Source organism: Rhodovastum atsumiense (assembly GCF_937425535.1).
Classification (GTDB): Bacteria; Pseudomonadota; Alphaproteobacteria; order Acetobacterales; family Acetobacteraceae; genus Rhodovastum; species Rhodovastum atsumiense.
Genome location: NZ_OW485601.1, coordinates 3,241,450 through 3,267,553 on the forward strand (window position 1 = coordinate 3,241,450; position 26,104 = coordinate 3,267,553).

Sequence of the window (26,104 nt, forward strand, 5' to 3'; positions counted from 1 at the left end):
ATGGCGCTTCGCTTATCCGCCCTACAGGTACTTGCTGTGCCGCGCAGCGCTTATGGGATCCAAGGGCCTTGTGGCCCTTGGTCGGTCCAGGGCGAAGCCCTGGCCTTACGGCTCCCCGCCGTAGATCCCGGTGACCGGCCGCCCGTCTGCCCGCACCACGCCGCGGTACATGCCGCGCGAATTGAAGGGCAGCACCACGTTGCCGGCGGCGTCCACCGCGATCAGCCCGCCCGATCCGCCGACCCCGGCCAGTTCCGCCACCACGTCGCCGGCCGCCTGGGCCAGCGAGTGCCCGGCGAGGCGCATGCGCGCGGCGATCTCGTGCGCCGCGCCGTAGCGGATGAAGAACTCGCCATGGCCGGTGGCCGAAACCGCGCAGCTGGCGTTGTCCGCCCAGGTGCCGGCGCCGATCACCGGGCTGTCGCCGACGCGGCCGGGCAGTTTCGCGGTCATGCCGCCGGTCGAGGTCGCCGCGGCGATGTCGCCGTGCCTGTCGCGGGCGACAGCGCCGACCGTGCCGTGCTTGGCCGCGTCATCGCGGGTGTCGCGGCCGCCGGCCGCACGGCGCGCCAGCTCGGCGCGCAGCGCTTCCTGCCGGCGTTCGCAGGCGAAATAGGCGGGATCGACGAATGCGACGCCGTGCTCGCGGCAGAAGCGCATCGCCCCGTCGCCGATCAGCAGCACGTGCTCGGATTGCTCCATCACCGCGCGCGCCGCCAGCACCGGGTTGCGTGGGCCGCAGATGCCGGCGACGGCGCCCGCCGCGCGGTTGCGCCCGTCCATCACCGCGGCATCCATCTCCTGCACGCCGTCGGTGGTGTAGACCGCGCCGCGGCCGGCGTTGAACAGGATGTCGTCCTCCAGCGCCATCACCGCGGCGGTGACGGCGTCGAGCGCCCGGCCACCCTGCTCCAGCACCCGGTACCCGGCCAGCAGCGCCGCGCGCAGCCCGCCGTGATAGGCGGCCTCGCGTTCCGGGGTCATGGTTTCCGGGCTCATGGTGCCGGCGCCACCGTGGATGGCGAGCACGAAATTCTGGTCCAAGACGAGGCTCCTCAACGCAGGAAGCGTATCAACGCAGGAAGGCGGCGAGGGCGGAGACGGTGTTCAGCCAGCCGAGCACCTGCGCCATGGTCTCCGCCGCGAAGGCGACCGTGATCGGGCCGGGGCGTTCCGCCACCGGGATGATGGCGGCCAGGTCGGCGAGCGCGGGCGTGGCGAGATCGAGTTCCAGCCGGTACGGCCCGGCGATGCGGAAAGGGGCGATGCGGGCGGCGTCGCGCACCGCTGTCGCGGCGGCATCGCGCAGCATTTCCCGCGCGCGCGCCGGCGCGACGGCGCGCGCGGCGCGCTGCCCCAGCGCCTGCTTGACGACGACGCGCTGCGCGACCGGGAACAGGGCGCCGCAGCTTGTTGCGGTGGCGTCGTCCCCCGAGATCAGGATCACCGGCACGCCGAGCGCGCCGGCATAGGCGCCGTACAGCGTCGCCTCGGAACAGGCGGTGCCGTTCAGCCGCACGGCGCGGAAGGCGGCGCCGTTGGTGGTGTGCGCCAGCACCCCGAATTCCCCCGCGCCGGCGTGGAAGCCCACGCACATCACCCCGGCATGCTCCGCGCCGAGGCCCGCGAACATGTTCGCCGGCTTGGGCTTGCCCAGGATCAGCTCGGCGCGCGGATCGATCAGTTCGGGCAGCAGGTTCAGCATCGGCCCGTGCCCGTCATTGACCAGCACTTCCGCCGCGCCGCCGGCGAAGGCACCGTCGATGGCGGCGTTCACTTCCTCGGTCATCAGGCGCCGGGCGCGTTCGTATTCGGGATTGCCGGGCTGTCCGTGCTGCGGCGCAACCACGCCGGCAATGCCCTCGATGTCGGCGGAGATGTAGATCTTCATGCGGAAGATCGCTGCGCCCGAATCATGTCAGCTTTTGGTTCAGTGCGTCGCGCAGCCCGTCGCCGAGCAGGTTGAAGGCCAGCACGGTGACGAAGATCGCAAGCCCCGGGAACAGCGTCAGGTGGTCGGCCACCCCGAGATAGCTGCGCCCGTCCGCCAGCATCGCCCCCCATTCCGGACTGGGTGGCTGCGCGCCGAGGCCGAGGAAGGACAGGCTCGCCGCCGTCAGGATGGCGATGCCGATGCGCAAGGACGCCGTGATGATCACCGCCGGCAGCGTGCCCGGCAGGATGTGGCGCAGGATCAGGGTCGGCGCGCGCACGCCGATGCTGCGCGCCGCCCGCACATAGAGCGCGTTCTTCAGCGCCAGCGTCTCGCCGCGGACGAGGCGGGCGAACACCGGCACGCCGAAGATGCCGGTGGCCCAGACCACGTTGGAGACGCCCGGCCCCAGGATGGCGACCACGCCGATCGCCAGCAGCAGGCCGGGGAAGGCCAGCAGCACGTCGCAGAAGCGCATCACCAGGCTGTCCACCCAGCGCCCGCACCAGCCGCTCAGCAGTCCGAGCAGCAGCCCGACCACGCCGCTGAAGGTCACCGCCGAGATGCCCACCGCGAGCGAGATGCGCCCGCCCCAGATGATGCGGCTGAGGATGTCGCGCCCATAGGCGTCGGTGCCGAGCAGATGCTCCGCCGAGGGGCCGGCCAGCACGTTCTCGTAGTCGGGCAGGGATGGGTCGAAGGGCGCGATCCAGGGCGCGGCGGCGGCGATCAGCGCCAGCAGCACGATGGCGAGCCCGGCCGCCATGGCCACGCGCTTGCGCCGGAAGCGCCGCCAGAACTCGGCCCGCGGCGAGGTGATGCGGGACGCGGCGGCGGTGGGGTCGCTGGAAGAGGTCATCGCGGCCGGATCTCGGGATTCACCAGGCCGTACAGCATGTCGACGACCAGGTTGATGAGGATGAATTCAGCGGAGAACAGCATGATCTCCGCCTGGATGACCGGGTAGTCGCGATAGGCGACGCTGTCGACCAGCAGGCGGCCGAGGCCGGGCCAGGAAAACACCGTTTCCACCACCACCGAGCCGCCGAGCAGGAAGCCGAATTGCAGGCCGGTCATGGTGATGACCGGGATCAGCGCGTTGCGCAGCGTGTGCCGCAGCACCACGCGCCGTTCCGGCACGCCCTTGGACCGGGCGGTGCGGACATAGTCCTCCGATGCCACCTCGACGAAGGCCGAGCGGGTGAAGCGCGCCAGCACCGCCGCCACCGCGACGCCAAGGGTGAAGGAGGGCAGCACGAAATGCTGCCAGGTGCCGTAGCCGCCGGTCGGCAGCAGGCCGAGATGCACCGAGAACAGGTCGATCAGCAGCAGGCCGAGCCAGAAGGCGGGGAAGGAGATGCCGGACACCGCCAGCACCATCCCCACCCGGTCGAGCAACTTGCCGCGCTTGACGCCCGAGATCACGCCGATGCCCATGCCGACGACGACCGCCCAGGCCATCGCCGCGAGGGTCAGCAGCAAGGTCGGCAGGAAGCGCTCGCCGATTTCCATGGCCACCGGCCGCTTCGTGCGCGCGGAGACGCCGAGGTTGCCCTGCAGCGTCTGCCACACGTAGCGGCCGTACTGTTCGACCAGCGGCCGGTCGAGGCCGAGCTCCTGCCGCACCGCCTCGACGTCCTGCAGCGCGGCGTCCGGCCCCGCCACCAGCCGCGCCGGGTCGCCGGGCAGCAGGTGGACGAAGCCGAACACGAAGATGGACACCACGACCAGCACCGGCAGGGTGCTGATCAGGCGGCGCAGAAGGTAGCTCGGCATCGGCTCAGTTGGTCAGTTCGGCGGCCTCGGGCAGCAGCCCGCGGTCCGGCATCTGGTAGAAGCCGGAGAGCTTCTTCGACTGGGCGGCGAGCGTCGGCTCGACCACCAGGAAGACCCAGGGCGCGTCCTCCCAGATGTGCTTCTGCGCGTCGGCATAGGCGGCGGCGCGCTTCGCCGGGTCGGCGGTGGTCAGCGCCGCGTCGATGGCGCGGTTCACCTCCGGGCTGTCGTAATAGCCGGTGTTGAACAGCGCCGGCGGGAAGGCGCTGCCGGCCAGCAGCGGACGCAGGCCCCAGTCGGCGTCGCCGGTCGAGGACGACCAGCCGCCCATCTGCATCTGCATCTCGCTTTCCGCCGGAGTCTTGGCGCCGTAGAGCCGGGCGTAGAGCATCGGCACTTCCATGCCGCTGATCGTCACCTTGATGCCCACGGCGGCAAGCTGCTGCTGCACCACCTGCATCATGCGCATGGACAGGCTGTTGTTGGCGCCCCAGATCTCGGTTTCGAAGCCGTTCGGGTAGCCGGCCTCGGCCAGCAGCTTCTTCGCCTTGGCCACGTCGTGGGTATAGGGCGTCTGCTTCACGTAGAAGCCCAGGCCCGGCGGGATCGCCGAATCCAGCGGCTGGGCGAAGCCGTTGAAGACCACGCGGTTGAAGGCCTGCCGGTCGATGGCGTAGTTCAGCGCCTGGCGCACCCGCACGTCGTTGAACGGCTTCTTCGTCACGTTCAGCGTGACGTAGCGCACGACGATCGAGGGCTCGTTGATGATGGTGACCGCCTTGTTGTTCTGCACCACCTTCACCATCTCCGGCGGCATCGGATAGATGAAGTGGGCCTCGCCGGTCTGCAGCATGGCGATGCGCGAGCCGTTCTCCGGCACGCTGCGGAAGGTCACCGACTTCACCTTCGGCAGGCCCGGCTTGCGGTAATGCGGGTTGGCCACGACCTTCAGCGTGTCGGCGTTCCAACTGACGAAGGTGAACGGCCCGGTGCCGACCGGATTGCGGCCGATCTCCTTGCCGTACTGCGCGACCGCCTTGGGGCTGACCATCATCGCCGCGGCATGGGCGATGGTCGGCACGAAGGCGCCGAACGGGCTCTTCAGCACCACCTTGACCGTGGCCGGGTCGATCACCTCGGTGCGCTCGACCATCGAGAACATGCTCGACCGCTTCAGCTTGACGTTCGGGTCGGTCAGGCGGTCGAAATTCGCCTTCACCGCGGCGGCGTCGAAGGGCGTGCCGTCGTGGAAGACCACGCCCTTCTGCAGCTTGAAGGTGAATTCGGTGGCGGTGTCGTTGGCGACGTAGCTCTCCGCCAGCATGGGGACGAGCTTCATGTCCTTGTCGAAGCCGTACAGCCCCTCGTAGACCAGCCGGCAGGCCGATTGCGACAGCGTGTCGTTGATGTCGGCCGGATCGAGCCCGGTCAGGTTGTCCGGCACGCCGACCACGAGATCCCCGGCCGGGGCGGCGGCGCGTGCGGGGGAGGCGAGCAGCCCGTCCATGGCGGGCACGGCGGCGAGGCCCAGCACCGTTCCGAGCAAGGCACGGCGTGATACGTCCGGATGGGAAGACATGGCCGGGATTCCTCCGTTAGTACATGCCACCGACGCGGTGGCGCGCCACGAAATGGTCCTCTCCCACCGCCACCAGCGGCGCGGTCTCGGGCGGGTCGTCCAGCGGACGCATCGGCGAGGGGACCTCACTGTCGTCGATACCGGTTTCACGACCCCGGCGCCGCGGGTCGGCGGCCGGCACGGCGGCGAGCAGGCGCTGCGTGTAGGGGTGGCGCGGGTTCGACAGCACCGCCTGGCGCGGGCCGATCTCGACGACCTGGCCGAGATACATCACCGCCACGCGGTGGGCGACGCGCTCCACCACCGCCATGTCGTGCGAGATGAACAGGTAGGCGAGGCCGCGGCGCGCCTGCAGGTCCATCAGCAGGTTCACCACCTGCGCGCGGATCGACACGTCGAGCGCGGCCACCGCCTCGTCGGCGATGATGACCCGGGGCTCGCTGGCCAGGGCCCGGGCGATGCAGACGCGCTGGCACTCGCCGCCGGAGAGTTCGTGCGGGTAGCGGTACACGTAGGCGGCCGGCAGCCCGACCTGGTGCAGCAATTCCCGCACCCGCGCCTCCACGGCAATGCCGCTGGCGAGGCCGTGGGTGAGGATCGGCTCGGCCACCGAGACGCCGATGGTCAGGCGCGGATCGAGCGAGGCGAAGGGATCCTGGAAGACATATTGTACGCCGCGCCGCAGTGCCGCCTCGCTGGCCGGGGTCAGTTGCGTCACGTCCCGGCCCTCGAACAGGATGTGCCCGCCGACGGGCTGTTCGAGCCGCAGGATGCTGAGGCCGGTGGTGGACTTGCCGCAGCCGGATTCGCCGACAACAGCCAGCGTCTCGCCGGCGCGCAGCGAGAGCGATACCTTCTCGACCGCATGGATGCGCCCGACCGCGCGCCCGAGCAGGCCGCCGCGCACGTCGAAGCGCGTGGTCAGGTCGCGCACTTCCAGCACCGGCGCGGCCCCGGCGGCGACGGTGTCCTGCGGTGTGGGCGCGTCTTCCTCGGGGCTCGGGAAGGCCAGCGGCAAGGGATGCGCGGCGAGGCTGCCCAGCCGCGGCACGGCGGCGAGCAGGCGCTGCGTGTAGGGATGGCGCGGCGCCTCGAAGATCGCCACCGCGTCGCCTTCCTCCACCTTCTCGCCGCGGCGCATCACCGCGACCCGGTCGGCGACCTCGGCCACCACGCCCATGTCGTGGGTGATGAAGATCATCGCCATGTCGAGATCGCGCTGCAGCGAGCGCATCAGCCGCAGCACCTGCGCCTGCACCGTGACGTCGAGCGCCGTGGTCGGCTCGTCGGCGATCAGCAGGCGCGGCCGGCAGGAGAGGGCGACGGCGATCATCACCCGCTGTCGCATCCCGCCGGAAAGCTGGAACGGGTATTGCCGCAACCGTTGCACGGCGGCGGGGATGCGCACCTGTTCCAGCAGCCGCCGCGCCTCGGCCCAGGCGGCGGTGCGGTCGAGCCCCTGGTGCAGCATGACCGATTCGGCGATCTGCTCGCCGATGCGCAGCACCGGGTTGAGCGAGGTCATCGGGTGCTGGAACACCATGGCGATGTCCGACCCGCGCAGGCGGCGCATGCCCTCCGGCGTCTCCGCCGCGAGGTCGCGCACCACGCCGTCGCGGCCGCGCCAGCGGATCGAACCGCCGGCGATCCGGCCGCTCGTGTAGTCGATCAGCCGGGTGATGGCGAGCGAGGTGACCGATTTGCCCGAGCCCGATTCCCCCACCACCGCGAGGGTTTCGCCGTCGCCGACCCACAGGTCGAGGTCGCGGACCGCCGTGACCCGCCCCCGATCGGTATCGAAAACGACGGTCAGGCCGGAGATGTCCAGCAACGGGGCAGGGCTGGGGGAAGGCGAAAGGAGCATAGGGGTGGGAAAGGTCCAGAAAGCACGACAACGGAACGGTCGCCGCTTCCAGGCAACCCGGGCGCATACAAAGCCGATCTCGCGCGAATAACCAATGGAAACATGACGCGCTTGTCCCGTTCGGTTTGCAGGTCTGTGTCGGTTGTGCCCAAACAGGAACGATCCGGAAACGGGCGCATGGCGGTTTTTCGCCGCGCAGGCGCCATGTGTTCCGCCGCCGCCACATCCGGCATTTGCCGTCCTGCGGCCGCTCTCGGTAGTTTCCCGGTGTTGTCCGCCCCCACAGCCAGCGAGCAGCTTGCCCCGTGACCCCCCGCCGCATCGCCGCCGTCGTGTTCGACATGGACGGCACCCTGATTGATAGCGAGAGCATCTACCGGGCTGCCCTGGTGCAGGCGATGGAGGCGCTCGGGCGCACGGTAGACGAGGCGTTCCTACACGCGATCACCGGTCTGCCGGGACCCGAGATCACCCTGCGCATCCGCGCGCGCTATGGCGAGGACTTTCCCTTCGCGGCGTTCCACCGCCATTACGTCGCCCGGCGCGACACCCTGGCCGGCGACGGCATCCCGTTGCGGCCGGGGGCGGCCGAGGCGCTGCGGTTCGTGGCCGGGCTCGGCCTGCCGATCGCGCTGGCCACCTCGTCGATGCGCGCCTCCGCGCTCGGGCACCTGCGGCGCCTGGAGATCCTGGCGCATTTCACTGCGGTGGTGACGCGCGACGACGTCGTCCGCAGCAAGCCGCATCCCGACCTGTTCCTGAAGGCGGCGGCGCTGCTGGGCGTGGCGCCTGCGGATTGCCTCGCGGTCGAGGATTCGGTGGCGGGCGTCACCGCGGCGCTGGCGGCGGGGATGATGACGGTGATGGTGCCTGACCTGGTGATGCCGGACGCAGAGATGCGCCGGGCCTGCGTCGCCGTGCACGGCAGCCTGCACGAACTGCCGTTACTGTTCCCGCCGGAAGACGGGGCGGCCTGATCCTCAGCGCCGCCCGGCCAGCACCGCCAGGGCGCCGGCGAGCGCGTCGCGGAACGCCGCATCGAAGGACACCCCGGTGATGCGCCAGTCATGGGCGCGCCCCTGCCAGTCCAGGTGCCATTCGCCGACCCAGCCCAGCTCCGCCTCGCTCCAGGTGAGGTGGCCGGTCAGGGGCACGGTGCCGGGGAAGGCGGCGTCGGGAGTGGCGCGCGGCGGCAGGGCGACGCGCAGGCCGTAGCGGCGCGCGGCGGCCAGCAATGCCTGGCGCTGGCGCTCGCCGTCATCGGCGTCGTTGGAGAGCGGATAGGTGCCGCCGTCCTGGTCGCGCACGCTGATGCGGGCGAGCAGGCGGGGGCGCAAGGCGGTCCAGGCCGGCACGCCCAGCCGGTCCAGCGCGGCGCGGATGCCGGCGGGGTCGAAATGGGCGATGTAGTCCCACGGGCGGTCGCGCGTGCCCTGCTCGTCGTGGTGTGGCATGTCGGTCAGGCGGTCGAGGAACACGTCGTCCTCGACCAGGGCGGCGGCGTCGATGCCCTCAAGGCGGGAATCCTCGGCCAGGGCGGGTTCGCCCGAGACCTTCACCATCACCTCGCGCAGGGCCCGGGGCAGCGCCTCGGCGCGGCTGGCCGGGCCGGTGCCGGAGACGATGGCATGGCCCTCGAACAGGTCGTCCGCCCGGGCGGCGGGGGCGGCCAGCAGCAGTGCGGCAAGCAGGAAGCGGCCTTTCATGGCGCGAGCGTAGCACGCGGGACCGCCGAAGGCAGGTCCGCCTCTCCCGAGAGGGCGATGCACCAATGCGAAAACAATGCATGTGATTTTCAATTGCAGGACGATACACATCGTTCTGGCGCCGAGAGAAATTCCGCGCGCCGTGGTGGCGGTGCGGGGCTCGGAACGGCAGGAAGGGACCATGCCATCGCCCCCTGGAAGCGGCGGGCATGGCGGATTCTCCTCGTCCTGGCGATCATCTCGTTTCGAGGCGGGGCGTCTATACCCATCATGGCCTCTGCTCCGGCAAGGGGCGCGTCATCCATTACGCCGGCAGCGCGCGCGCGGGCGTACAGGGCCCGGTCGAGGAAATCCCGCTGGCGCAATTCACGGCCGGACACGGCTTTGCCATCCGGCCCCACAAGGGCCGCGCCTTCTCGCGGGCGGAGAGCGTGCGGCGCGCCCGCTCGCGCATCGGCGAGGACAATTACTGCCTGTTCACCAACAACTGCGAGCACTTCGTGCTCTGGTGCATCACCGGGAAGCCTCATAGCGCGCAGATAACGATCAGCTCCCAGGCCGTGATCGGTATGCTGGCCGGCGCTGCCGTCCGCGCCGCGGGCGGTGGGGCCATCGGTGGGCTGGCGGCGAGTATCGCCGGCCCCGCGGTGGTCGCCGTGGCCGCCGCCTATGGGATCTACGGGCTGGCAAGGTGGCTGGAAAAACCGCCGCGCTCCGCCGGGGCCAAGGGACATGCCAGAGCCGGGAAAGCGAAGGCGTGACGACGCGCCAGCGCGCGCCCCGCCGGGAAGCTGCGGTCCATCAGATCCTGGAGCGACGTCCCGGCCCCAGGCGGTTGGACCATCCGTCGGAGGCGCCCCACCAGAAGGCACGCAGCACACGCACGCGTTTGCCTCGGTAGGCAACCCAATAGGCCACGCCCTGGACGAACAGATACGGCAACAGCCGCAATCTCCACCGCAGGGGGGCAAGCCCTTCGCGCATCATGGCAACCTGGTTGCGCACGTACGTGTACAGGCGGGCGGGGGGTTGCCGGGCCAGCAGCATGCCCAGGACCGGGATGCGGATGATCCCCTGGCCCAGCCGATGCGGCATGATGGCCGTGCTGTCGATCCAGCATGAATATCCCTGGCGCCAGGCCCGGAAGCACCACTCGATATCGACCGCATCGATGAAGAAGTCGGTGCGGAAACCTCCGAGTTGCTCGAAGGCATCAAGGTTGATCAGGGAACCGGACGAGATCGCGAATTCGGCCGGGTGCAGCGTTCCGTTGACGCTGCCCCCGGCAAGATGGAACGGGTGAGGGGGCTTGAATGTGCCGTCCTCCGCCGACACCGGCAGCGGCCCGATCAGCGCCGGCTTTTTCCCGAGCCGGATCAGATCCATCATGCCCTGGCGCAGGTGCGTCAACATGCCGGCCTGCGGCGAGGAATCCTGATCGAAGATCAGGAGCAGGTCCGCCCCTGCCTGCCGGGACGCGGCCGCCATGGTGTTGTAGGCGAGGCCGAGTCCGGCATTGGTGCCGTCGTTCAGGAACGTGATGCCGCCCGCGGCGGCGGCACATAATCGTTGCTTCAGCGCCGGGTCGAGCGTGGAATTCTGAAAGATCCAGACCTTCCCCGCTTCCCTGGACATTCGTCCAACCAGATCGATGAGCAATTCCGGAACCGGGTCATAGGCGACGATGCCAATGTCGCTGGGCAAGCCGTTGGCCGTGAGCATCACCAGGCCCTAACCCGTGATCCGCACGGGCTGGATTCGCTCGCTGGCCGGGTCGATCTCGGCAATGATGCGGGAAAATTGCGCAATATCGTCTGGAAATGCGTAAATTTCCGCTTTTCTGCTCACCTGCAGGACAAGCGCAGCCGCTTCATGCAGGCTGGGATTGGTCGCCGTCAAAAGACGGCATGGATCCCCCATCGCAGCGAAGGTGGCCAGCAATCCCCGATCTCCGCTGGCATCCAGCAGGATGGGCGGATGGGGAGCCCTTTCGGCGATCCGCTCGCAGACCGAAATCACATGTCCCAGGTCCTGCCCGGACGACGTCCGCAGCACGAAGACCTCATGATCACCCGTCATGGGCTGTGCCTGCCGCCATGGGACCTGACGACGCGCGTGCCGGGCAAGCTGGTAGTCCGCCCGCACGAGGCTGAGGTTGGGATTGTAATAAGGATCATTCGCCAGTGTGCTGCCCCAGCGGGACAGCATCGTGGCGATTTCGCCTTCGAAACGCGCCCGCTTGTCCGGATCCGTATCCAGCCCGCGGCTTGCGGATTCATGGTGGTAGAGTTCGGCAAGCGGGGTCCAGATGATCTTGTATCCGCGCTGGCGGATTTTCAGGCACAGATCGACATCATTGAAGGCAACGGTGAGCGCTCGCTCGTCGAGGCCGCCAATTTCTTCAAACACGGACCTGCGAAGTGCGAGGCACGCCCCGGTGACGGCGGATGCCTCGTGGGCCAGCAACAATATGCCGAAATAGCCGGGATCGTTGCGCTCTGATCCAAGCAGGATGTGATTGGCAACGCCTCCTTCGCCGGAAGGGCCATGCCCGGCGCCGACCACCACGCCGCCATGTTGCACGCGACCGTCACCGTACAGCAGGCGTGCGCCGACGGCCCCGACCTCCGGCCGGATCGCCTGTGCGACCATGGCCTTCAGCCAGCCGGGGTCGATCACCTCAACATCGTTGTTCAGGAGAAGGATGATCTCACCGGTCGAGATTTCGGCCGCGCGGTTATTGAGCAGGGAGTAATTGAATGGACCGTCGATATTCAGTAATCTTACCCGCCTGTCGCGCGCCAAATTCTGAAAAAGTGTGAAGGTCTTTTGCTCGACGCTTCCATTGTTGACGATAATGACTTCAAGGTTTTCGTAGTCGGTCCTGTGGAGCAGGCCGTCCACACAAACCGAGAGGAGGTCCGATCGATCGCGCGTCGGGATGATGACCGAAACCCGTGGGTGTCTGGCCGGAACGGGGCGTTCGACCTTGACCCAGCCTGGCATGTCGTCACGCATCGTCACGGATGCGCCCTTCACGCCGGTTCGTTCCAGGTGCTCCAGAACCGCGCGCCGGGCCGCTTCCGCGCATTGGCGCAACTGGCTTTCGGAGAAGGAACGGGCCTGGCCGCCCTGGCGCCAGTGATAAAGCACTGTGGGGATGTGGCGGATCCGGTCGGCTGAGGTGTGCTCGGAGAACCGCAGGGTCAGATCGTAATCCTGACTGCCCTCGAAGCCCGGACGGAACCCACCGATCTTGTTGAGGATCGAGCGACGGTAAACCCCGAGATGGCTCACGATATTCTGGCTCAGGAGCAGCTCGGGATCCCACCCGGGCTTGAAATAAGGATTTGAGCGAACCCCTAAGTCGTTGAACTTGTCTTCATCCGAGAAGATCAGATCTGCGTTCGGGTGCGCATTGATCTCGGCCACCACCTCATAAAGCGCATGAGGGGGGAGGCGATCGTCGTGATCCATCAGCGCAACGAATTCGCCGGTCGCAAGAGCCAGGGCGGAATTGCTGGCGTGGCAAATATGTCCGTTCCCCGCCCGGCGCACGATCTTGATGCGCCTGTCGCCCGCAGCGAATTCCTGCAGCACCTTCCATGTCATGGGGGTCGTGGACGCATCGTCGGCGATGCAGAGTTCCCAGTTCTCGTACAACTGGCCGGTCACCGACGTGATGGCCTCGCGAAGCAACGCCTCCCGGGTGTTGTATGCCGGCATGATCACGGAGATCAGAGGCTTGAACCGGAAACGCGCGATATGCATCCTGATCGCCACGTGGTCGGCTTCTCCCCGTGGCTCGTTGAGGGCGATCCAATCGGCATAGCTGCCCTCAGGGGCGGTGATCCGCTGAAGTGCACGATTGAAGCGCGGACCGAACCAGGGCAACCGCAGCGCCAGACGAATAATGAATCTGGCAATCAAATGCGCGGTTCGAAAAGATACGGCAAATTTTTTTACAATTGGCAGAAATCGATTTAAAAACTGAAATATATATCCATGTATTTTAGATTTCATGGCGAACGGCCTTCCGCTTCGCTTCAATAAAGAAACGGTCGACCCAAAGGGGTGCCGATGCTGATTTCAATCGGCATGGGAGAGGCCATGTCATGCGCCTGGAACGGCGCGCAATCCTCGCCCGGGGAAACCAGAACCATGACACGCGGAGCGGGGAAAACGGCCATCAGGGGCAGCCTCGAAACAACGGAGAGGATGCGCCCCAGATATGTGGGAAGAATTCCCACGTCAACCGAAATGAGCTATGCCATGCCCCGCGGCCGGCAGGGCCACGATGGTTCCGGGATGGTATCTCCTTGTTTTCGCGCGCGGCCGTATTCACCCGGGCCGCGCGCAGGCCGGTCAGCCCTTCGGGCTGCCGGTGTTACCTGCGGTCAGACTCAGACATAGATCATCCGGCGGGTCATGCCGCCGTCGACCACGAACTCGGCGCCGGTGACGAAGCCGCTCTCCGGGCCGACCAGGAAGGCGACCAGGGCGGCGATGTCCTCGGGCGTGCCGACCCGCCCGGCCGGGTGCTGCGCATGATCGGCGGGGCGCAACGTCCCGCCATGGGTGTGGATCCAGCCCGGGCTGATGCAATTGGCCCGTACCTCCGGCCCGAGGCTGACCGCCAGCGCATGGGTCAGCGCCACCAGCCCGCCCTTCGAGGCGGTGTAGGGGAAGGTGTCCGGCTCGGACATGTGCGCGCGGGTCGAGGCGATGGTGACGATGGCGCCGCGCGCCGCCCGCAGCAGGTCCTCGGCGGCACGGGCGAGCAGGAAGGTGGCGGTGAGGTTGGTGGCGAGCACCGTGTTCCACTCGGTCAGCGTCAGCTCGGACAGGCTGCGGGTGATGCCGAAGCCGGCATTGCTGACCAGCGCGTCCAACCGGCCTTCCTGCGTGCGCACCGAAGCGACGGTGCGGATGACCTCGTCCTCGTCGGCCATGTCGGCCTGCTCGAAGCGGGCGCCGAGCCGGGCGGCGAGGTCGGCGCCGGCGGGGTCGCGGTCGACCAGCACCACGCGCCAGCCCTCGCGCGCGAGCCGGGCGGCGACCGCCGCCCCGATGCCGCGTGCCGCCCCGGTGACCAGGGCCGTCCGATCCTCCGGCATGAGCGTCTCCCTTCTGCCTGCCGTGCCAACGCCGCCGGCGCGCCGCCGATGCGCCGGGACGGCGCTGCTTTCACGTGTGATGATCTCTCTTTCTGTGACGCAACCCCGGTCCCATCTGCGCAGTCAAGCGGGATGCAGGAGAGGAGGGGACAATGTCGCAGATGCGCCTGGCGGCGATGGCGTCGGGGGTGTTGCTGGCCGGCTGCTCGGTGCTCGGGGTGCGCCAGGGCACCGAGGAGCCGCGCTATACCGTGCTCGCGCTGGCCAACGGGGTGGAGATCCGCCGCTACGGCCCGCGCATCGCCGCCGAGACGGTGGTGGCGCAGGACGAGATGGCGGCCCGCAACACCGGGTTCCGCCGGCTGGCCCGCTACATCTTCGGGGCCAATCGCCGGCAGGTGAAGATCGAGATGACGGCGCCGGTGGCGCAGGGGCACGGCGAGGCGATCGCCATGACCGCGCCGGTGGCGCAGGACCGCCGCCCGGACGGGGCCTGGGTGATCCGCTTCTTCATGCCGGCGAAATGGACCATGGAGACGCTGCCGGTGCCGGATGACCCGGCGGTGCTGCTGGTGCAGGTGCCCGAGCAGACGGTGGCGGTGCTGCGCTTCACCGGCTGGCGCGACGCCGGGACGATCGCCGGGCGGCAATCGGAGCTGCTGCGGCGGCTGGAGGCGACGACGTGGCGGGCGGAGGGCAAGCCGGTCGTCTGGTTCTACGATCCGCCCTGGACGATCCCGTTCCTTCGGCGCAACGAGGTGGTGGTCCCGGTGCTGCCACGCTGAGGCGGCGGTTTCCGCGTCAGGCCGGCACGGGTGTTGCGGGGCGGATGAAGCCCGGCGCGGTGGCCCCCTGCACCGTCGTCGTGCTCACGCGGGCCGGCGCGGGGGTGGCGAGGAAGCCGTGCTCGGTGCCGGAGGCGTCCTCGTAGGTTCCCACCACCAGCCCGGCGTTGTTGAGATCCTGCGCATAGGTGTTCGCCGTGGCGGACGCCTCCAGCGAGGTGAAGCGGCCGTGATCGAGCAGGTAGACGCGGTTATGGCCGATGCCCTCGCCATTGGGCTGCGGCACCGTCACCCAGAGATTGCCGACGACCTGGCCGCGGTTGTTGATGCCTTCCACGGTCGGCGGCAGGTCGGTGCCCGGCGGGACGATGTCGGTGAAGCGGCCGCCGGGATGCGCGAGGAAGGCATCGCCGCTGAACGAGCCGGGGGCGTTGTGGGCGCTGATGGTGATCTCGCCGGCATTGTCGATGCCGCTGGCGTGCAGGTAGGTGCCGCCGATGGGGGCGGCCGGGCCATCCGGATAGCCGGGCACGCGGATGGTGGTGAAGCGGCCCTGGCCGTAGCGGAAGACGTTGGCCTGGATCAGGTGCGCGCCCGCCGTCCGGGTGCTGCCCACGATCTGGCCGGAATCGTTGATGTCCTCCGGCAGGGTGGCGGCCGCGCCGGGGGCATCGAGCGTGGTGAAGCGGCCGTTGTTGTCGAGGAACCCGTGCTCGTGTCCCAGCCGGTCCAGATAGCTGCCGACGATCTGGCCCTGGTTGTTGATGCCGGAGGCACTGGTGGCGGTAGCGCCCGGTGCGTCGATGGTGGTGACGTTGCGCCCGGTCCTGAGGAATCCGTGCTTGTGTCCGGACCTGTCGACGTACGAGCCGACGATCTGGCCGCTGTCGTTCAGCCCCATTGGCAAAGTGCTGCTGGCCCCCGGAATCGCAATGTCAGTAAATATGTAAGCCATTGCAGCATGACTCCTGGATTTCCAAAACGATTCGAACAAGAACGCCAGCAACATAACATTATTGGATATACGTCGGGATTGATTTGACCTTCATCACAGAAATATGCACGGAAGTTCTGCGGCGGGACCAATAACGGCCGCGGTGACATGGGCGGCCGTCACGCCGGCCGGCGGGGTTTCCTCAACGGGCTGTTAATGTGCGCGGCGTCTTATGGCGGGGCGGCCTTCACCTGCTGAAGGCGTGCGGCGGGGCCCGCAGGACCGGATCGGTGAGGGGGCGCGCGAGCGGAACGGCGGACGGTTTTCGAAAGGGGGGGGCTCGTGGCTTTTCCCGCGTGACCCGGTCCGCCCCGTGTCGCCGTGCCGTCTGCATCCCCGTGCCGGGACGGGCACCGGCGTCAAGCGGTTGCCATGATCCTGGCTGGAGACCTGAAATATGCCCGATCTGCGCCGGCACGCGGAGTCCAATTTCCTCTGGGCCTGTGCCATTGTCGACGCCCTCGTCTCGGCCGGGGTGCGTCATGCGGTGATGTCGCCGGGGGCCCAGATGGTGCCGGTCGCGCTGGCCTGCCGGCGCAACCAGGCGCTGCGCTGCTCGGTCGTCGTGGACGAGCGCAGCGCGGCGTTCAAGGCGCTCGGCCTTGCGCGCGGGGCGCGGGCGCCGGTGATCCTGGTCTGCACTTCCGGCTCCGCGGTCGGGCAGTTCTATCCGGCGATCATCGAGGCGAATCTCGGGATGGTCCCGCTGATCGTGCTGACCTGCGACAAGCCGCCCGAAAGCCAGTTCCGGGCGGTGGCGCAGGCGATGGACCAGGACCGGATCTATGCCTCGCATGTGCGCGCCTCGCACGACCTGCGGCTGCCCGACGAGACCATCGCGCTGCTGCCCTCGCTGGTCGGCAAGCTGGTCGAGGCGTCGCTCTGGCCGACGCCGGGGCCGGTGCACCTGAACCTGAGCTTCCGCCCGCCGCTGGTGCCGGCGGGCCGGCAGGGCCCGGAGCTGCCGGCCCCGCCCTGGGTGCAGATGCCGGTGCGGATGCCGCAGCCGGACGACGCGCGGTCCCTGGCGCGGATCATCTCCGCCGGCCCCGGGGTGATCGTCTGCGGCCCGCGCGAACTCGGCCACGAGACCGCCGCGGCGATCAGCGAGCTGGCGGCGCACCTCAACTGCCCGGTGCTGGCCGATTCCTGCTCCGGCCTGCGCTTCGGCGGCCATGACCGCAGCGCCCTGATCACGCATGCCGACGCGGTGCTGCGCCGCTGCCCGCCGGGGGATGCCGCGCCGGCGTGGATCCTGCGCTTCGGCGGCACACCGACCTCGGAGACGGTGCTGTCCTGGCTCGATGGCAGCGGCGCGCGCGAGCACATCATCGTCGAGGAAACCGAGCTCTGGCCGGATCCGCTGGCGCAGGCCAGGACGACGCGGATCCTGCGCGCCACCCCGGCGCTCGTCTGCCGCCAGTTGCGCAAGGCGGCACGGCCGGCGCCCGTGTCATGGCTCGCGACCTTCCAGGCGGAAGACCGCCGCGCCGCCCGCATCCTGCACGGGCTGTGCGACCGGCCCGGCCCGTTCTGGGAGGCACATATCATCCGCCGCCTGCTGGCGAGCCTCGGCGACGGTGACACGCTGCTGGTCGGCAACAGCACCCCCATTCGCGATTTCGATGCGTTTTCCGGCACCGCGCCCGACTGGATCCGGCTGATCGCGAACCGGGGCAGCAACGGCATCGATGGCGGCGTCGCCTTCCTCGCCGGCCTCGCCGAGGCGTCGTGCGGCCGGACGGTCGGGATCATCGGCGACCTGGCGTTCAGCCACGATGTCGGCGCGCTGCAACTGGCCAGGGGGCGCGATGTCACGCTGGTCGTCGTCAACAACGGCGGTGGCGCCATCTTCGAGTACCAGGCAGTGGCCGGGATTGCCGAATTCGCCGATTTCCTGGCCGCCCCCGGGCTCGACATCGCCGCCCTCGCCGCGGCGTTCGGATGGACGCACCATGTCGCCACCGAAGAGACCGCCTTTGCCACCGCGCTGCGCCGGACCCGCGCGACGCCGGGGCCGCATCTGATCGAGGCGGTGGTCGATCGTGCCGCCAGCGTGGCCCGGCACCGGATGTTCACCGCCCTGGTGGCGCAGGACGGGGAAGGGGCCGAACTGGAGGCACTCGCGCCGGCCTGACGGCCGGTGTCGCTGAGGAGGTGGACGGGCGGCCGTGCTCCGGCCGGTCCCGTCCATTCCCCGCCGCAACCGGTCAGGCCGTCCGCAGGCGGGTGAGAAACCCGTCCACCTTGCTGCCGAGCGCGCCGGTCTGGGTGCGCACCTCGCCGGCCATGGCGGCGACCTGGGAAGATGCCTCCGAACTCTGCTGCGCCGCCTTATCGACCCGGGCGATGATCCGGCCGATTTCGGTGGTGCTTTCGGCGGCGCGCTGGGTGTTACCGGCGATTTCCTGCGTCGCCATGCCCTGCTCGGTCATCGCGGCGGCGATCGTGGTGGCGATCTGATTCATCCGCTCGATCGTGCCGGCGACGTTGCCGATGACGCTGGCGGTGTCCTGCGTCGCCCGCTGCATCAGGTTGATCTGCGAGACGATCTCGGCGGTGGCGTTGCCGGTCTGGGTGGCCAGCGTCTTCACTTCCGCCGCGACCACGCTGAATCCCTTGCCGGCCTGCCCCGCGCGGGCCGCCTCGATGGTGGCGTTGAGCGCGAGCACGTTGGTCTTGCTGGCGATGTCGCTGATCAGCGCGACCACCTCGCCGATCTTGCCGGCCGCCGAGGTCAGGCCGTGCACCTGGCTGACCGCGCCGTTCGCCTGCTCGACCGCTTCCGCGGCCACCTGCGTCGAGGCGGCGATCTGCCGGTTGATCTCCTGGATGGAGTTGGACATCTCCTCGGTGGCGGCGGCGACCGACTGCACGTTGGCGGTGGTGTCCGACGAGGCGGAGGCCATGGCCGAAGCCTCGGTGCTGGTCTGGCCCGCCATCCCGGCCATGGCGTGGGCGGTGTCCTGCATGCGCCCGGCGGCGGTGCCCACCGCGCCGACCACCTGCCTGATGTCGGTTTCCAGGTCGTCGGCCATGCGCAGCAGCATGGCGCGGCGCTCGGCGAGTTCGCGCGCTTCCGCCTGCTTCTGTTCCTCGGTCAGCCGCGCCACGCGCTGGGTGTGTTCCTTGAAGACGGACAGCGCCCCGGCCATCCGGCCCACCTCGTCGCCGCGGTCGCCATAGGGGATGTCGCGGTCCGCGCCGGCCGCGAGCTCGGACATCACGGTGGAGAGGCGGACGATCGGGGTCAGCACGCGCCGCATGAACAGGACCATGGCGAGCGCGGTCAGCCCCAGCACCACCAGGATGGCCGCGGCCGTCACGATCGTCCCCTGCAGGCCGGTGGCGCGGATCTCCTCCACCGCCGCCTGGCCGTCGACGAGGGCGGCGTCGCGGATGCGCATCAGCGAGGCATTGGCCTCGACCGCGGATTTGCGCCAGGCATCGACGCCGACCGGATAGGGCGTGCCGGCGAAGGCGGCGGCGACCAGCTCGTTGCGCAGCCCGCTATTGGCGCCGAAGTAACGGTCGCGCGCGAACCCGATCCCGTTGCGGGTCGTGGCCGGGATGGCCGGGTCGTCGCTGCGGTCGAGGATCTCGGCCCAGAGCTGGTCGATGCGGCCGGTGGTGTGGTTGATGCGGTCGCGTTCGTCCTGCGTGGCCGCGCGCCCGGCGGAGAGCAGGTCCGACAGCAGCAGCGAGGTGATGCTCGCCGCCTGCCGGATTTCCCAGCCCTTCTCGGCGATGTCGAGCAGGCTGCCGGCTTCCGGGCTGAGCCGCATCGTCTCGTTCAGGCGTTCCTGGATCAGCCGGTTCAGCCCGGCGATCGCGACGCCGTATTCATCCATGATGGTGGTGGCGATGGTGGCGGGGCGCGCCGGCTTCGGCTGGGCCCACTGGCTTTCGGCGCTGGCCCGCGCCGCCTGGATGCGGGTGCGGACCGCCTGCACCTGGCCGTGCAGCTCCGGCAGGTCGCGGGTGAGGAGCTCCAGCCGCGAGAGCTCCGCATCCGAGGCATCCCGGTTGGCGGTGTATTCCCGCAGCATGTCAGCGCCCGCCGGGGCGGCGCCGAGCAGGGCGCGGTTCACCGGCCCGCGCTCGATGGTCAGGTTGCCGCTGGCCCCGAAGGCGGCGGCCAGCGTCGCCTCGGCGGCATAGGTCAGGCGGGCCCGGTCGTAGGAATCCCAGCGATCCCGTAGTTGCAGGCCGGCCATCAGCACGACGATGCCGGATAGCATCGCTGCAAATGCCAGCCCCAATGTTCGGATGGACATACGCAATCTCCCGTATTCAGATGGCGCGCTTCAGGGCATTGGGGAATGTTCCTGTATCGAAGCGACGCCCGTTTTCCTGCCGGCCTGCTGGTTCCGTGCCGGTTGGCGACGCAGGATGTTCATGCGTTTGCTTGGCCGTTACGGGGGCATCCGGACGGCGCGACCACAGCACGGGCCGGTTAATCCCGAATGAGCGGCGGGGGGGGTTGCGCCGCGACGGGCGGAACGGAGCGTCGCGACGTGACCCGCGGGTGGATCATGGGTAAGTGAAGTCGCGGATTATACTGAAGCCGTGCTAGTATTTAATGCAGTGGGATTTGCACTTGGCCGGGCTTTTTGACCGGAAACTGCACGGGGGAAGACGGCATGGCGTTCATCATCGGCACGCCTCGGGGCGACACCCTCACCGGCAGCAACACGGCCGACCGGATCCTGGGCCTTGGCGGCGATGACCGCCTCTACGGCCTGGCCGGCGACGACCTGCTCGACGGGGCAGGGGGCAACGACACCATCGCCGCGGGCAGCGGCACCGACCAGGTGGTGGGCGGTGATGGCAACGACTCCCTCTATCTTGACGGGCCGCAATGGCCGGTCGCCGAGGGGGCCGGCAACGACACCGGATCCGGGGGCAGGGGCAACGATTCCATCTGGGGCGACGGCGGCAACGACGTCATGGCGGGCGATGACGGCCAGGATACTCTGGACGGGTTCTTCGGCGACGACACCATTCGCGGCGGCACGGGTAATGACCGCATCACCGGCGGGCCGACCGAGTTCCGCTTCCAGGGGGTCGAGGACCGTGACGTGCTCTGGGGCGACGCCGGGGACGATTTCATCGAGGGCGGCACCGACGATGACCGGCTGCATGGCGGTCCGGGCCGGGACACGCTCGATGGCGGCACCGGCTCCGACACGCTCTGGGGCGACAGCGGGTCCGACACCTTCCTGTTCGGCTGGAGCGGCAATGGCGGTCCGGACTACCTGCTCGATGGCATGACCGACGTGGTGATGGATTTCACCCCCGGGCAGGACGTGCTCGACCTCGAGCGGCTCAATGCTGCCTATTTCACTTCCTATGTCGACCCGCCCGGCGCGGTCGTGATGGTCCCCACCACTCACGTCTTCACGTTCCTCGGCACCGCCCCTTTCAGCGGCAGCGGGCGCCCGGAAATGCGCTACGACGTGCGTGAGGGCGACGTCTATGTCCAGCTCGACGCCGGCTTCGGGACCACCCGGCCCGATGGCATTGCGGACCAGACTATCGTGCTGGTCGGCCTCGATCGCCTGGCTGTTGCCGACGTCGTGCTCTGATGCCGGCAGCCCGCAGGGCTGACAGGTCTGCGCGCGGGGATGGTGGGGCGGCCGCGCGCGGCACCAGAGACATGCCAGCCGGCCGCCCGCACCCGAATGGGTCAATCCTTCGGCCGGCTGGTACGCGCGGGAAGCTCCCCGGCGTGTCGTGGCATCGGCGCCTTGCCGGAATGCTTGCGCCCACTCCGCCGCTCGGCGATGCTGATGCCAGAATGCGCAACAGCATCAGGGGGAATTGCATGAGCCCGGGCACGATCGTCGCACTGGAGTTCGCGATCACGTTCGGCGTGCCGATCTGGCTGTGCCTGCGCCCGATGGGCGCCACGCGCGATGATCCCGACCGTCGCGGGCCGCCGCCTCCCGCCCCGGTCACTCCGCCCGCGCCCGAGCCGGTCCTGGCCGCCCCGCGCGCGCTGCCGGATTGCCTGCTGCCGCGGCCGCAGGCCAGGCTGCAGGAGGCGGCACGGGAGAAGGAGCCTGCCTGACCGGTGGCCGGGACGGCGGCTGCCGTCGCCGCCCGGCGTCAGGCGATCAGTCCCTGCCGTTCGGCGTGCGAGGCCTGCATGCGGCCGATATCGGTGATGATCACCCGCAGCAATCCCGCGGCGACGATCGTGGCGATGTCGGTGAGGATGATCAGCAGATGGCTGCTGACCAGGCCGGCGACGTCCTCCGGGGCCGGCCCGAGCGTGGCCAAGGCCGCAAGCGCGGCGGCGCTCAGCACCAGCCGCCACCACCAGGTGATCGCGGTCGGCACCGCTTCGCCTTTCCAGTGGCGCGGATCGCTGCTGGCCTGCCAGATTTCCCGCAGCACTTGCAGCGGTTTCCACAGATTGGCGAGCGGCACGACATACCACCCGGCCGACCAGCCCGGGGTGAAGCGCAGCCCCGCCGCGCCGAGGCCATGGGCGTTGCGGTTGGCCGACCAGGTCCAGGCCAGCAGCAGGATGCCCGTCGCCAGCCCGGTGCCGAGGCGCAGCGGCGTCAGGCTGGCGGCATCTTCCTCGGCGGCCGGGCCGAGGCGCAGCAACTGGATGGTCGTGGTCACGTTCCAGACCACCGCCACGGTGCAGACGGCGATGGCGAGCTGGAGCAGGCGGCCCGTCCATTTCGTCAGGCCGCCGAGATCGTGGAACCGGTCATGACTGTGGCGAGGCATCGCGCGTCGGCAGTCCCTGGCTTTTCCGTGGGGCACGCATGCTCCGTCGTGATCGTAACAAGGGCAAGCGGTTTTCCGGCCCCGCCGGCATCCGGCCGTGGGGTGCCTGCGCGCCGGCCCGTCTGGGCGGTGGCGGTGCTGGCCATCCTGCTCTGCCTCGTCCAGGGTCTTGCCGGCAGCCTGCCGCGTCCGCCGCCGGCCTGGGCGGGGGATCCGTTCAGCGACCCGGCCGCGATCTGCCATGTGCCGGCGGCGGATGGGGCGCCCGCCGCGCCGGCGCAGCCCCCGCCCGCGCATGACTGCGCCCTCTGCCCGTCCTGCCTGGGCCTGACCGCACCGCCGGCGCTGCCGGTGGTGGCCACGATGCTGCCGGTGCGCCTGCCGTGCTGGTTCCGGCTCGCCGGCCTGCCGCCCCCGGCGCAGGCGCCCCCGGCGCCGCGGCTGCCGGTGCCGCCGCCGCGCGGCCCTCCCGTTTCCCTCTGAACCACGCGCGGCCACCGGCCACGCGTTCCTGTTCGTTCAGATCGGACTCAAGCCCCGAGGGGTCATCCCATGCCTGCTCCCGTCGCGCGCCTGCCGCGCCGCGCCACCCTTGCCTTGCCGCTTATCCTGCCGCTGGCCGCCGCCCTGCCCGGACGCGCCCGTGCCGCCCTGCCGCCGATCACCGACGCGATCGGGCGGCAGGTGCGCCTGTCCGCTCCTGCCGGGCGCATCGTGCTCGGCTTCAACTACGAGGAATTCACCGCCATCGCCGGCCCCGCCGGCTGGGACCGCGTCGTCGGCTTCGGGCGGGCGCTCTGGGCCGGCTGGCGCCCCGCCAGCTTCAGTCGCTACCGGGCGGTGATCCCCCGGCTCGATACGCTCGCCGATGTCGGCAACACCGACGACAACAGCTTCAGCCTGGAACGCGTGCTGTCGCTGCGGCCCGACCTGGTGATCCTCCCCGCATGGTCGTACGGGGTGCTCGGGGAGCAGGTGGCGCAACTGGAGGCGCTCGGCATCCCGGTCATGGTCATCGACTACAACGCGCAGGAACCGGCGCGGCACGCCGCCAGCACCATCGCGCTCGGCATCGTTGCCGGCAGCGAGGAGCGTGGCCGTGCCCTTGCCGCGATGTATCTCGACCGGGTCGCCGACATCGGCCGCCGCATTGCCGGCGCCCCGCACCGTCCGCGGGTCTACCTGGAACTCAGCCAGGGTGGGGCCGGCGTGGTCGGCAACACCTACTGGCAGGGAATGTGGGGCCGCATCTTCGACATGGTGGGCGCGGACAACATCGCCGCCGGACGCATTCCCAAGGCCTGGGGGCCGCTCAATCCGGAATACGTGCTGACCGCCGATCCGGAGGCGATCTTCATCGGGGGCTCCTCCTGGGTCGGGCGCCCCAACGCGGTGCCCACCGGGTTCGATGCCGACATCGCCACCACCCGCGCCCGCCTCGCCCCCTACGCGCGTCGCCAGGGCTGGGCGGAGCTGACGGCGATCCGCACCGGGGAGCTGCATGCCATCGAGCACGGGTTGTGCCGGGCGCTGTACGACTACACGGCGATGCAGTACATCGCCAAGGCGATCTTCCCAGACCGGTTCACCGATATCGACCCGGTGGAGGAGCTGCGCCGCTACCACGCGCAATACCTGCCCGTCCGCTTCGAGGGCACCTGGATGGCGCGACTGGCGCCGGTGGGGGCATGAACCCGCGCTGTGCCATCCGGCCGGCCTGGGCGATGGAGCCCCTGCCGGCCGCAACCGGCCCCGCGATCGCGGCATGGCGGGCCGCCAATGCCAGGCGGGCGGCGGTGACGCTGGTTGCGCTGGCCGGGCTTGGGATCAGCTTCGCCCTCGACCTCGCCACCGGGCCGGCCATGCTGAAGCTGCCGGCGGTGCTGGCGGCGCTGGCCGGGCAGGGCGACGATCCCCTGGTCAACGCCATCGTCCACACGCTGCGCCTGCCGGTGGCGTTGATGGCGATGGTGGTCGGCGCCGCGCTCGGCCTGTCCGGGGCGGTGATGCAGACCATCCTGAACAATCCGCTGGCCAGCAGCTACACGCTGGGCATCTCGGCCGGGGCGGGGTTCGGGGCGGCGCTGGCGATCCTGGCCGGGGCGGCGCTGCCACTGCCCGAAGCCTGGGCCATTCCGCTCGCCGCCTTCGGTTTCGCCGCTCTGGCCTGCGCCATGGTGGGGGGCGTCGGCCGGCTGCGCGGGGCGACGCCGGAGCTGCTGGTGCTGGCCGGCATCGCCTGCCTGTTCCTGTTCCAGGCGCTGCTGTCGCTGCTGCAGTTCCTCGCCTCGCCCGAGGCGCTGCAGCAGATCGTGTTCTGGCTGTTCGGCAGCCTGCAGCGGGCCAGCCTGGGCAAGGTCGGGGTGGTGACGCTGGTGCTCGCTTTGGTGCTGCCGCTGCTGCTGCGCGACGCCTGGCGGCTGACCGCGCTGCAATTCGGCGACGAGCGGGCGCGGGCACTCGGGGTGGGGGTGGACGGGCTGCGGCTGCGCGCCTTCACCGCGGTGTCGCTGCTCACCGGCGCGGCGGTGGCCTTCGTCGGCACCATCGGCTTCATCGGGCTGGTGGCGCCGCATGTCGCCCGCATGCTGGTGGGCGAGGACCAGCGCCACATGCTGCCGGCCTCGGCTGCTTTCGGGGCGCTGCTGCTCTCGGCGGCGTCGGTGGCCAGCAAGCTGATCCTGCCCGGCACGGTGTTCCCGATCGGCATCGTCACCGCGCTGATCGGCGTGCCGTTCTTCGCCTGGCTGGTGCTGGCGCGGGAGCGACGGGCATGAGGCTGCGGGCAAGCGGCCTGTCGGTGCGCTACGGCACCAGGCGGGCGGTGGACGGGGTTGACCTGGAGGCGGCCCCCGGCGAGGTGCTCGCCATCCTCGGTGCCAACGGCTCGGGCAAGTCGACGCTGCTGCGCGCCTTCGCCGGGCTGCTGCCCTGCCAGGGCGAGCTGCGCTGGGATGAGGCGACGCGCCCCCCGGTGACGCGCATCGGCTACCTGCCGCAGGACAACGCGGCCCGGCCGGTACTGACCGGGTTCGAGGTCGTGCTGCTGGGCCGGCTGCGCACGCTGGCGCTGCGGCCCTCGCCCGCGGACCTCGCCGGTGCGGCGGCGGCGCTGGAGGAAGTCGGCGCGGGCGCCTTCGCCACGCGGCGCATCGGCCAGCTCTCGGGCGGGCAACGCCAACTCGTGCTGCTGGCCCAGGTGCTGGCAGGCGACCCGGCGGTGCTGCTGCTCGACGAGCCGACCAGCGCACTCGACATCGCCCACCAGCTGCAGGTGCTGCAACTGCTGCGCGATGCCACGCGCCGGCGCGGGCTCACCAGCCTGGTCGTGCTGCACGACATCAACGCCGCCCTGCGCTTCGCCGACCGGGTGGCGGTGATGCAGGCCGGGCGGCTGGTGGGGACGGGGCGGCCCGCTGACATCGCGCGGCCGGCCGTGCTGGGGGAGGCTTTCAACGTGCGGGTGGCCGTCGACCATGGGTCGGATGGGCACCCGGTGGTGTTGCCGCTCAGGGCTTAAGGGAAGGCCAGGGCGCTGCCCTGGACCTGCCAAGGGCCACAAGGCCCTTGGATCCCATAAGCGCTGCGCGGCAAAGAATGGGT

Annotated in this window: 23 protein-coding genes; 10 read left to right on the forward strand and 13 right to left on the reverse strand. The window is 69.8% G+C overall.

All coding sequences use genetic code 11. The features are described from left to right. Positions 1-105: 105 nt before the first annotated feature. Genes NBY65_RS14780 through NBY65_RS14805 form a run of 6 tightly spaced genes read right to left on the reverse strand, consistent with a single transcriptional unit; the run spans position 106 to position 7,152 of the window. The gene (locus NBY65_RS14780) at positions 106-1,044 is read right to left on the reverse strand and encodes an isoaspartyl peptidase/L-asparaginase family protein (protein ID WP_150041655.1); all 939 of its coding nucleotides are present in this window, start codon (positions 1,042-1,044) and stop codon (positions 106-108) included. A 28-nt stretch (positions 1,045-1,072) separates the two neighbouring features. Next, positions 1,073-1,891: a M55 family metallopeptidase gene (locus tag NBY65_RS14785; protein WP_150041656.1), complete on the reverse strand. Its 819-nt coding sequence runs from the start codon at positions 1,889-1,891 to the stop codon at positions 1,073-1,075. A gap of 22 nt (positions 1,892-1,913) precedes the next feature. Beyond that, entirely contained in the window at positions 1,914-2,792 is an 879-nt protein-coding gene (locus NBY65_RS14790) for an ABC transporter permease subunit (RefSeq protein ID WP_150041657.1), read from the reverse strand. Next, positions 2,789-3,709 carry a glutathione ABC transporter permease GsiC gene (gsiC, locus tag NBY65_RS14795; protein ID WP_150041658.1) on the reverse strand — a complete coding sequence of 307 codons (921 nt, stop codon included), beginning with the start codon at positions 3,707-3,709 and terminating at the stop codon, positions 2,789-2,791. The genes NBY65_RS14790 and gsiC overlap by 4 nt, the downstream gene beginning before the upstream one ends. A 4-nt stretch (positions 3,710-3,713) precedes the next feature. Further along, positions 3,714-5,288 (reverse strand): glutathione ABC transporter substrate-binding protein, encoded by a 1,575-nt coding sequence (locus tag NBY65_RS14800; RefSeq protein ID WP_150041659.1) that lies wholly within the window; start codon positions 5,286-5,288, stop codon positions 3,714-3,716. Positions 5,289-5,304: 16 nt separating this feature from the next. Further along, positions 5,305-7,152, reverse strand: coding sequence for an ABC transporter ATP-binding protein (locus NBY65_RS14805; protein ID WP_150041660.1), 1,848 nt, complete (start codon positions 7,150-7,152; stop codon positions 5,305-5,307). 305 nt (positions 7,153-7,457) lie between these two features. On the opposite strand from NBY65_RS14805, the gene NBY65_RS14810 reads away from it, so the two are divergent. Next, positions 7,458-8,129, forward strand: a complete 672-nt coding sequence (locus NBY65_RS14810; protein WP_150041661.1) for an HAD family hydrolase — start codon at positions 7,458-7,460, stop codon at positions 8,127-8,129. A gap of 3 nt (positions 8,130-8,132) precedes the next feature. Here the strand turns inward: NBY65_RS14810 and NBY65_RS14815 are convergent, their stop codons facing one another. After that, entirely contained in the window at positions 8,133-8,858 is a 726-nt protein-coding gene (locus tag NBY65_RS14815; protein ID WP_162530615.1) for a DUF2066 domain-containing protein, read from the reverse strand. Positions 8,859-9,067: 209 nt separating this feature from the next. On the opposite strand from NBY65_RS14815, the gene NBY65_RS14820 reads away from it, so the two are divergent. Further along, positions 9,068-9,619, forward strand: a complete 552-nt coding sequence (locus NBY65_RS14820) for a lecithin retinol acyltransferase family protein (RefSeq protein WP_150041663.1) — start codon at positions 9,068-9,070, stop codon at positions 9,617-9,619. A gap of 40 nt (positions 9,620-9,659) precedes the next feature. On the opposite strand, the gene NBY65_RS14825 is transcribed toward NBY65_RS14820, so the two are convergent. From NBY65_RS14825 to NBY65_RS14835, 3 genes are all read right to left on the reverse strand, one after another. Then, positions 9,660-10,583, reverse strand: a complete 924-nt coding sequence (locus NBY65_RS14825; protein ID WP_150041664.1) for a glycosyltransferase family protein — start codon at positions 10,581-10,583, stop codon at positions 9,660-9,662. Positions 10,584-10,589: 6 nt separating this feature from the next. Then, entirely contained in the window at positions 10,590-12,881 is a 2,292-nt protein-coding gene (locus tag NBY65_RS14830) for a glycosyltransferase family 2 protein (protein ID WP_150041665.1), read from the reverse strand. A gap of 380 nt (positions 12,882-13,261) precedes the next feature. Further along, positions 13,262-13,975, reverse strand: coding sequence for an SDR family oxidoreductase (locus NBY65_RS14835; protein WP_150041666.1), 714 nt, complete (start codon positions 13,973-13,975; stop codon positions 13,262-13,264). A 152-nt stretch (positions 13,976-14,127) separates the two neighbouring features. On the opposite strand from NBY65_RS14835, the gene NBY65_RS14840 reads away from it, so the two are divergent. Next, on the forward strand, positions 14,128-14,760 hold the full coding sequence (locus tag NBY65_RS14840) for an SOUL family heme-binding protein (protein WP_239002842.1): 633 nt from the start codon (positions 14,128-14,130) through the stop codon (positions 14,758-14,760). A 16-nt stretch (positions 14,761-14,776) separates the two neighbouring features. On the opposite strand, the gene NBY65_RS14845 is transcribed toward NBY65_RS14840, so the two are convergent. Further along, a complete protein-coding gene (locus NBY65_RS14845) occupies positions 14,777-15,661 on the reverse strand; it encodes a hypothetical protein (protein WP_150041667.1) in 885 nt (294 codons plus the stop codon). Between the two features lie 490 nt (positions 15,662-16,151). Between NBY65_RS14845 and menD the strand changes: the two genes are divergently transcribed. Then, positions 16,152-17,891, forward strand: a complete 1,740-nt coding sequence (menD, locus tag NBY65_RS14850; RefSeq protein WP_150041668.1) for a 2-succinyl-5-enolpyruvyl-6-hydroxy-3-cyclohexene-1-carboxylic-acid synthase — start codon at positions 16,152-16,154, stop codon at positions 17,889-17,891. A 73-nt stretch (positions 17,892-17,964) separates the two neighbouring features. Here menD and NBY65_RS14855 read toward each other — a convergent pair whose 3' ends face one another. Then, positions 17,965-19,995: a methyl-accepting chemotaxis protein gene (locus tag NBY65_RS14855; RefSeq protein ID WP_150041669.1), complete on the reverse strand. Its 2,031-nt coding sequence runs from the start codon at positions 19,993-19,995 to the stop codon at positions 17,965-17,967. A 402-nt stretch (positions 19,996-20,397) separates the two neighbouring features. Between NBY65_RS14855 and NBY65_RS14860 the strand changes: the two genes are divergently transcribed. Then, positions 20,398-21,342, forward strand: coding sequence for a calcium-binding protein (locus tag NBY65_RS14860; RefSeq protein ID WP_150041670.1), 945 nt, complete (start codon positions 20,398-20,400; stop codon positions 21,340-21,342). 239 nt (positions 21,343-21,581) lie between these two features. Beyond that, positions 21,582-21,827, forward strand: coding sequence for a hypothetical protein (locus tag NBY65_RS14865; protein ID WP_150041671.1), 246 nt, complete (start codon positions 21,582-21,584; stop codon positions 21,825-21,827). Between the two features lie 38 nt (positions 21,828-21,865). Here NBY65_RS14865 and NBY65_RS14870 read toward each other — a convergent pair whose 3' ends face one another. Then, positions 21,866-22,501 (reverse strand): DUF4328 domain-containing protein, encoded by a 636-nt coding sequence (locus NBY65_RS14870; protein ID WP_162530617.1) that lies wholly within the window; start codon positions 22,499-22,501, stop codon positions 21,866-21,868. Positions 22,502-22,603: 102 nt separating this feature from the next. Here NBY65_RS14870 and NBY65_RS14875 point away from each other — a divergent pair, with 102 nt between their 5' ends. From NBY65_RS14875 to NBY65_RS14890, 4 genes are all read left to right on the forward strand, one after another. Beyond that, the gene (locus tag NBY65_RS14875) at positions 22,604-22,984 is read left to right on the forward strand and encodes a hypothetical protein (protein ID WP_162530618.1); all 381 of its coding nucleotides are present in this window, start codon (positions 22,604-22,606) and stop codon (positions 22,982-22,984) included. Between the two features lie 69 nt (positions 22,985-23,053). Further along, positions 23,054-24,193, forward strand: coding sequence for an ABC transporter substrate-binding protein (locus NBY65_RS14880; protein WP_150041673.1), 1,140 nt, complete (start codon positions 23,054-23,056; stop codon positions 24,191-24,193). Beyond that, entirely contained in the window at positions 24,190-25,278 is a 1,089-nt protein-coding gene (locus NBY65_RS14885) for a FecCD family ABC transporter permease (RefSeq protein WP_239002843.1), read from the forward strand. Before NBY65_RS14880 ends, NBY65_RS14885 begins: the two co-directional genes overlap by 4 nt. Then, positions 25,275-26,021, forward strand: a complete 747-nt coding sequence (locus NBY65_RS14890; RefSeq protein ID WP_150041674.1) for an ABC transporter ATP-binding protein — start codon at positions 25,275-25,277, stop codon at positions 26,019-26,021. Before NBY65_RS14885 ends, NBY65_RS14890 begins: the two co-directional genes overlap by 4 nt. The last annotated feature ends 83 nt before the right edge of the window (positions 26,022-26,104 follow it).

Excerpts from the sequence above, each read along its gene's own strand:
- NBY65_RS14785 (WP_150041656.1), bottom strand. The coding sequence starts at position 1,891 with ATGAAGATCTACATCTCCGCCGACATCGAGGGCATTGCCGGCGTGGTT.
- NBY65_RS14790 (WP_150041657.1), bottom strand. The coding sequence starts at position 2,792 with ATGACCTCTTCCAGCGACCCCACCGCCGCCGCGTCCCGCATCACCTCG.
- gsiC (WP_150041658.1), bottom strand. The coding sequence starts at position 3,709 with ATGCCGAGCTACCTTCTGCGCCGCCTGATCAGCACCCTGCCGGTGCTG.
- NBY65_RS14800 (WP_150041659.1), bottom strand. The coding sequence starts at position 5,288 with ATGTCTTCCCATCCGGACGTATCACGCCGTGCCTTGCTCGGAACGGTG.
- NBY65_RS14805 (WP_150041660.1), bottom strand. The coding sequence starts at position 7,152 with ATGCTCCTTTCGCCTTCCCCCAGCCCTGCCCCGTTGCTGGACATCTCC.
- NBY65_RS14815 (WP_162530615.1), bottom strand. The coding sequence starts at position 8,858 with ATGAAAGGCCGCTTCCTGCTTGCCGCACTGCTGCTGGCCGCCCCCGCC.
- NBY65_RS14820 (WP_150041663.1), top strand. The coding sequence starts at position 9,068 with ATGGCGGATTCTCCTCGTCCTGGCGATCATCTCGTTTCGAGGCGGGGC.
- NBY65_RS14830 (WP_150041665.1), bottom strand. The coding sequence starts at position 12,881 with ATGAAATCTAAAATACATGGATATATATTTCAGTTTTTAAATCGATTT.
- NBY65_RS14835 (WP_150041666.1), bottom strand. The coding sequence starts at position 13,975 with ATGCCGGAGGATCGGACGGCCCTGGTCACCGGGGCGGCACGCGGCATC.
- NBY65_RS14840 (WP_239002842.1), top strand. The coding sequence starts at position 14,128 with ATGTCGCAGATGCGCCTGGCGGCGATGGCGTCGGGGGTGTTGCTGGCC.
- NBY65_RS14845 (WP_150041667.1), bottom strand. The coding sequence starts at position 15,661 with ATGGGGCTGAACGACAGCGGCCAGATCGTCGGCTCGTACGTCGACAGG.
- menD (WP_150041668.1), top strand. The coding sequence starts at position 16,152 with ATGCCCGATCTGCGCCGGCACGCGGAGTCCAATTTCCTCTGGGCCTGT.
- NBY65_RS14855 (WP_150041669.1), bottom strand. The coding sequence starts at position 19,995 with ATGCTATCCGGCATCGTCGTGCTGATGGCCGGCCTGCAACTACGGGAT.
- NBY65_RS14860 (WP_150041670.1), top strand. The coding sequence starts at position 20,398 with ATGGCGTTCATCATCGGCACGCCTCGGGGCGACACCCTCACCGGCAGC.
- NBY65_RS14865 (WP_150041671.1), top strand. The coding sequence starts at position 21,582 with ATGAGCCCGGGCACGATCGTCGCACTGGAGTTCGCGATCACGTTCGGC.
- NBY65_RS14870 (WP_162530617.1), bottom strand. The coding sequence starts at position 22,501 with ATGCCTCGCCACAGTCATGACCGGTTCCACGATCTCGGCGGCCTGACG.
- NBY65_RS14880 (WP_150041673.1), top strand. The coding sequence starts at position 23,054 with ATGCCTGCTCCCGTCGCGCGCCTGCCGCGCCGCGCCACCCTTGCCTTG.
- NBY65_RS14885 (WP_239002843.1), top strand. The coding sequence starts at position 24,190 with ATGAACCCGCGCTGTGCCATCCGGCCGGCCTGGGCGATGGAGCCCCTG.
- NBY65_RS14890 (WP_150041674.1), top strand. The coding sequence starts at position 25,275 with ATGAGGCTGCGGGCAAGCGGCCTGTCGGTGCGCTACGGCACCAGGCGG.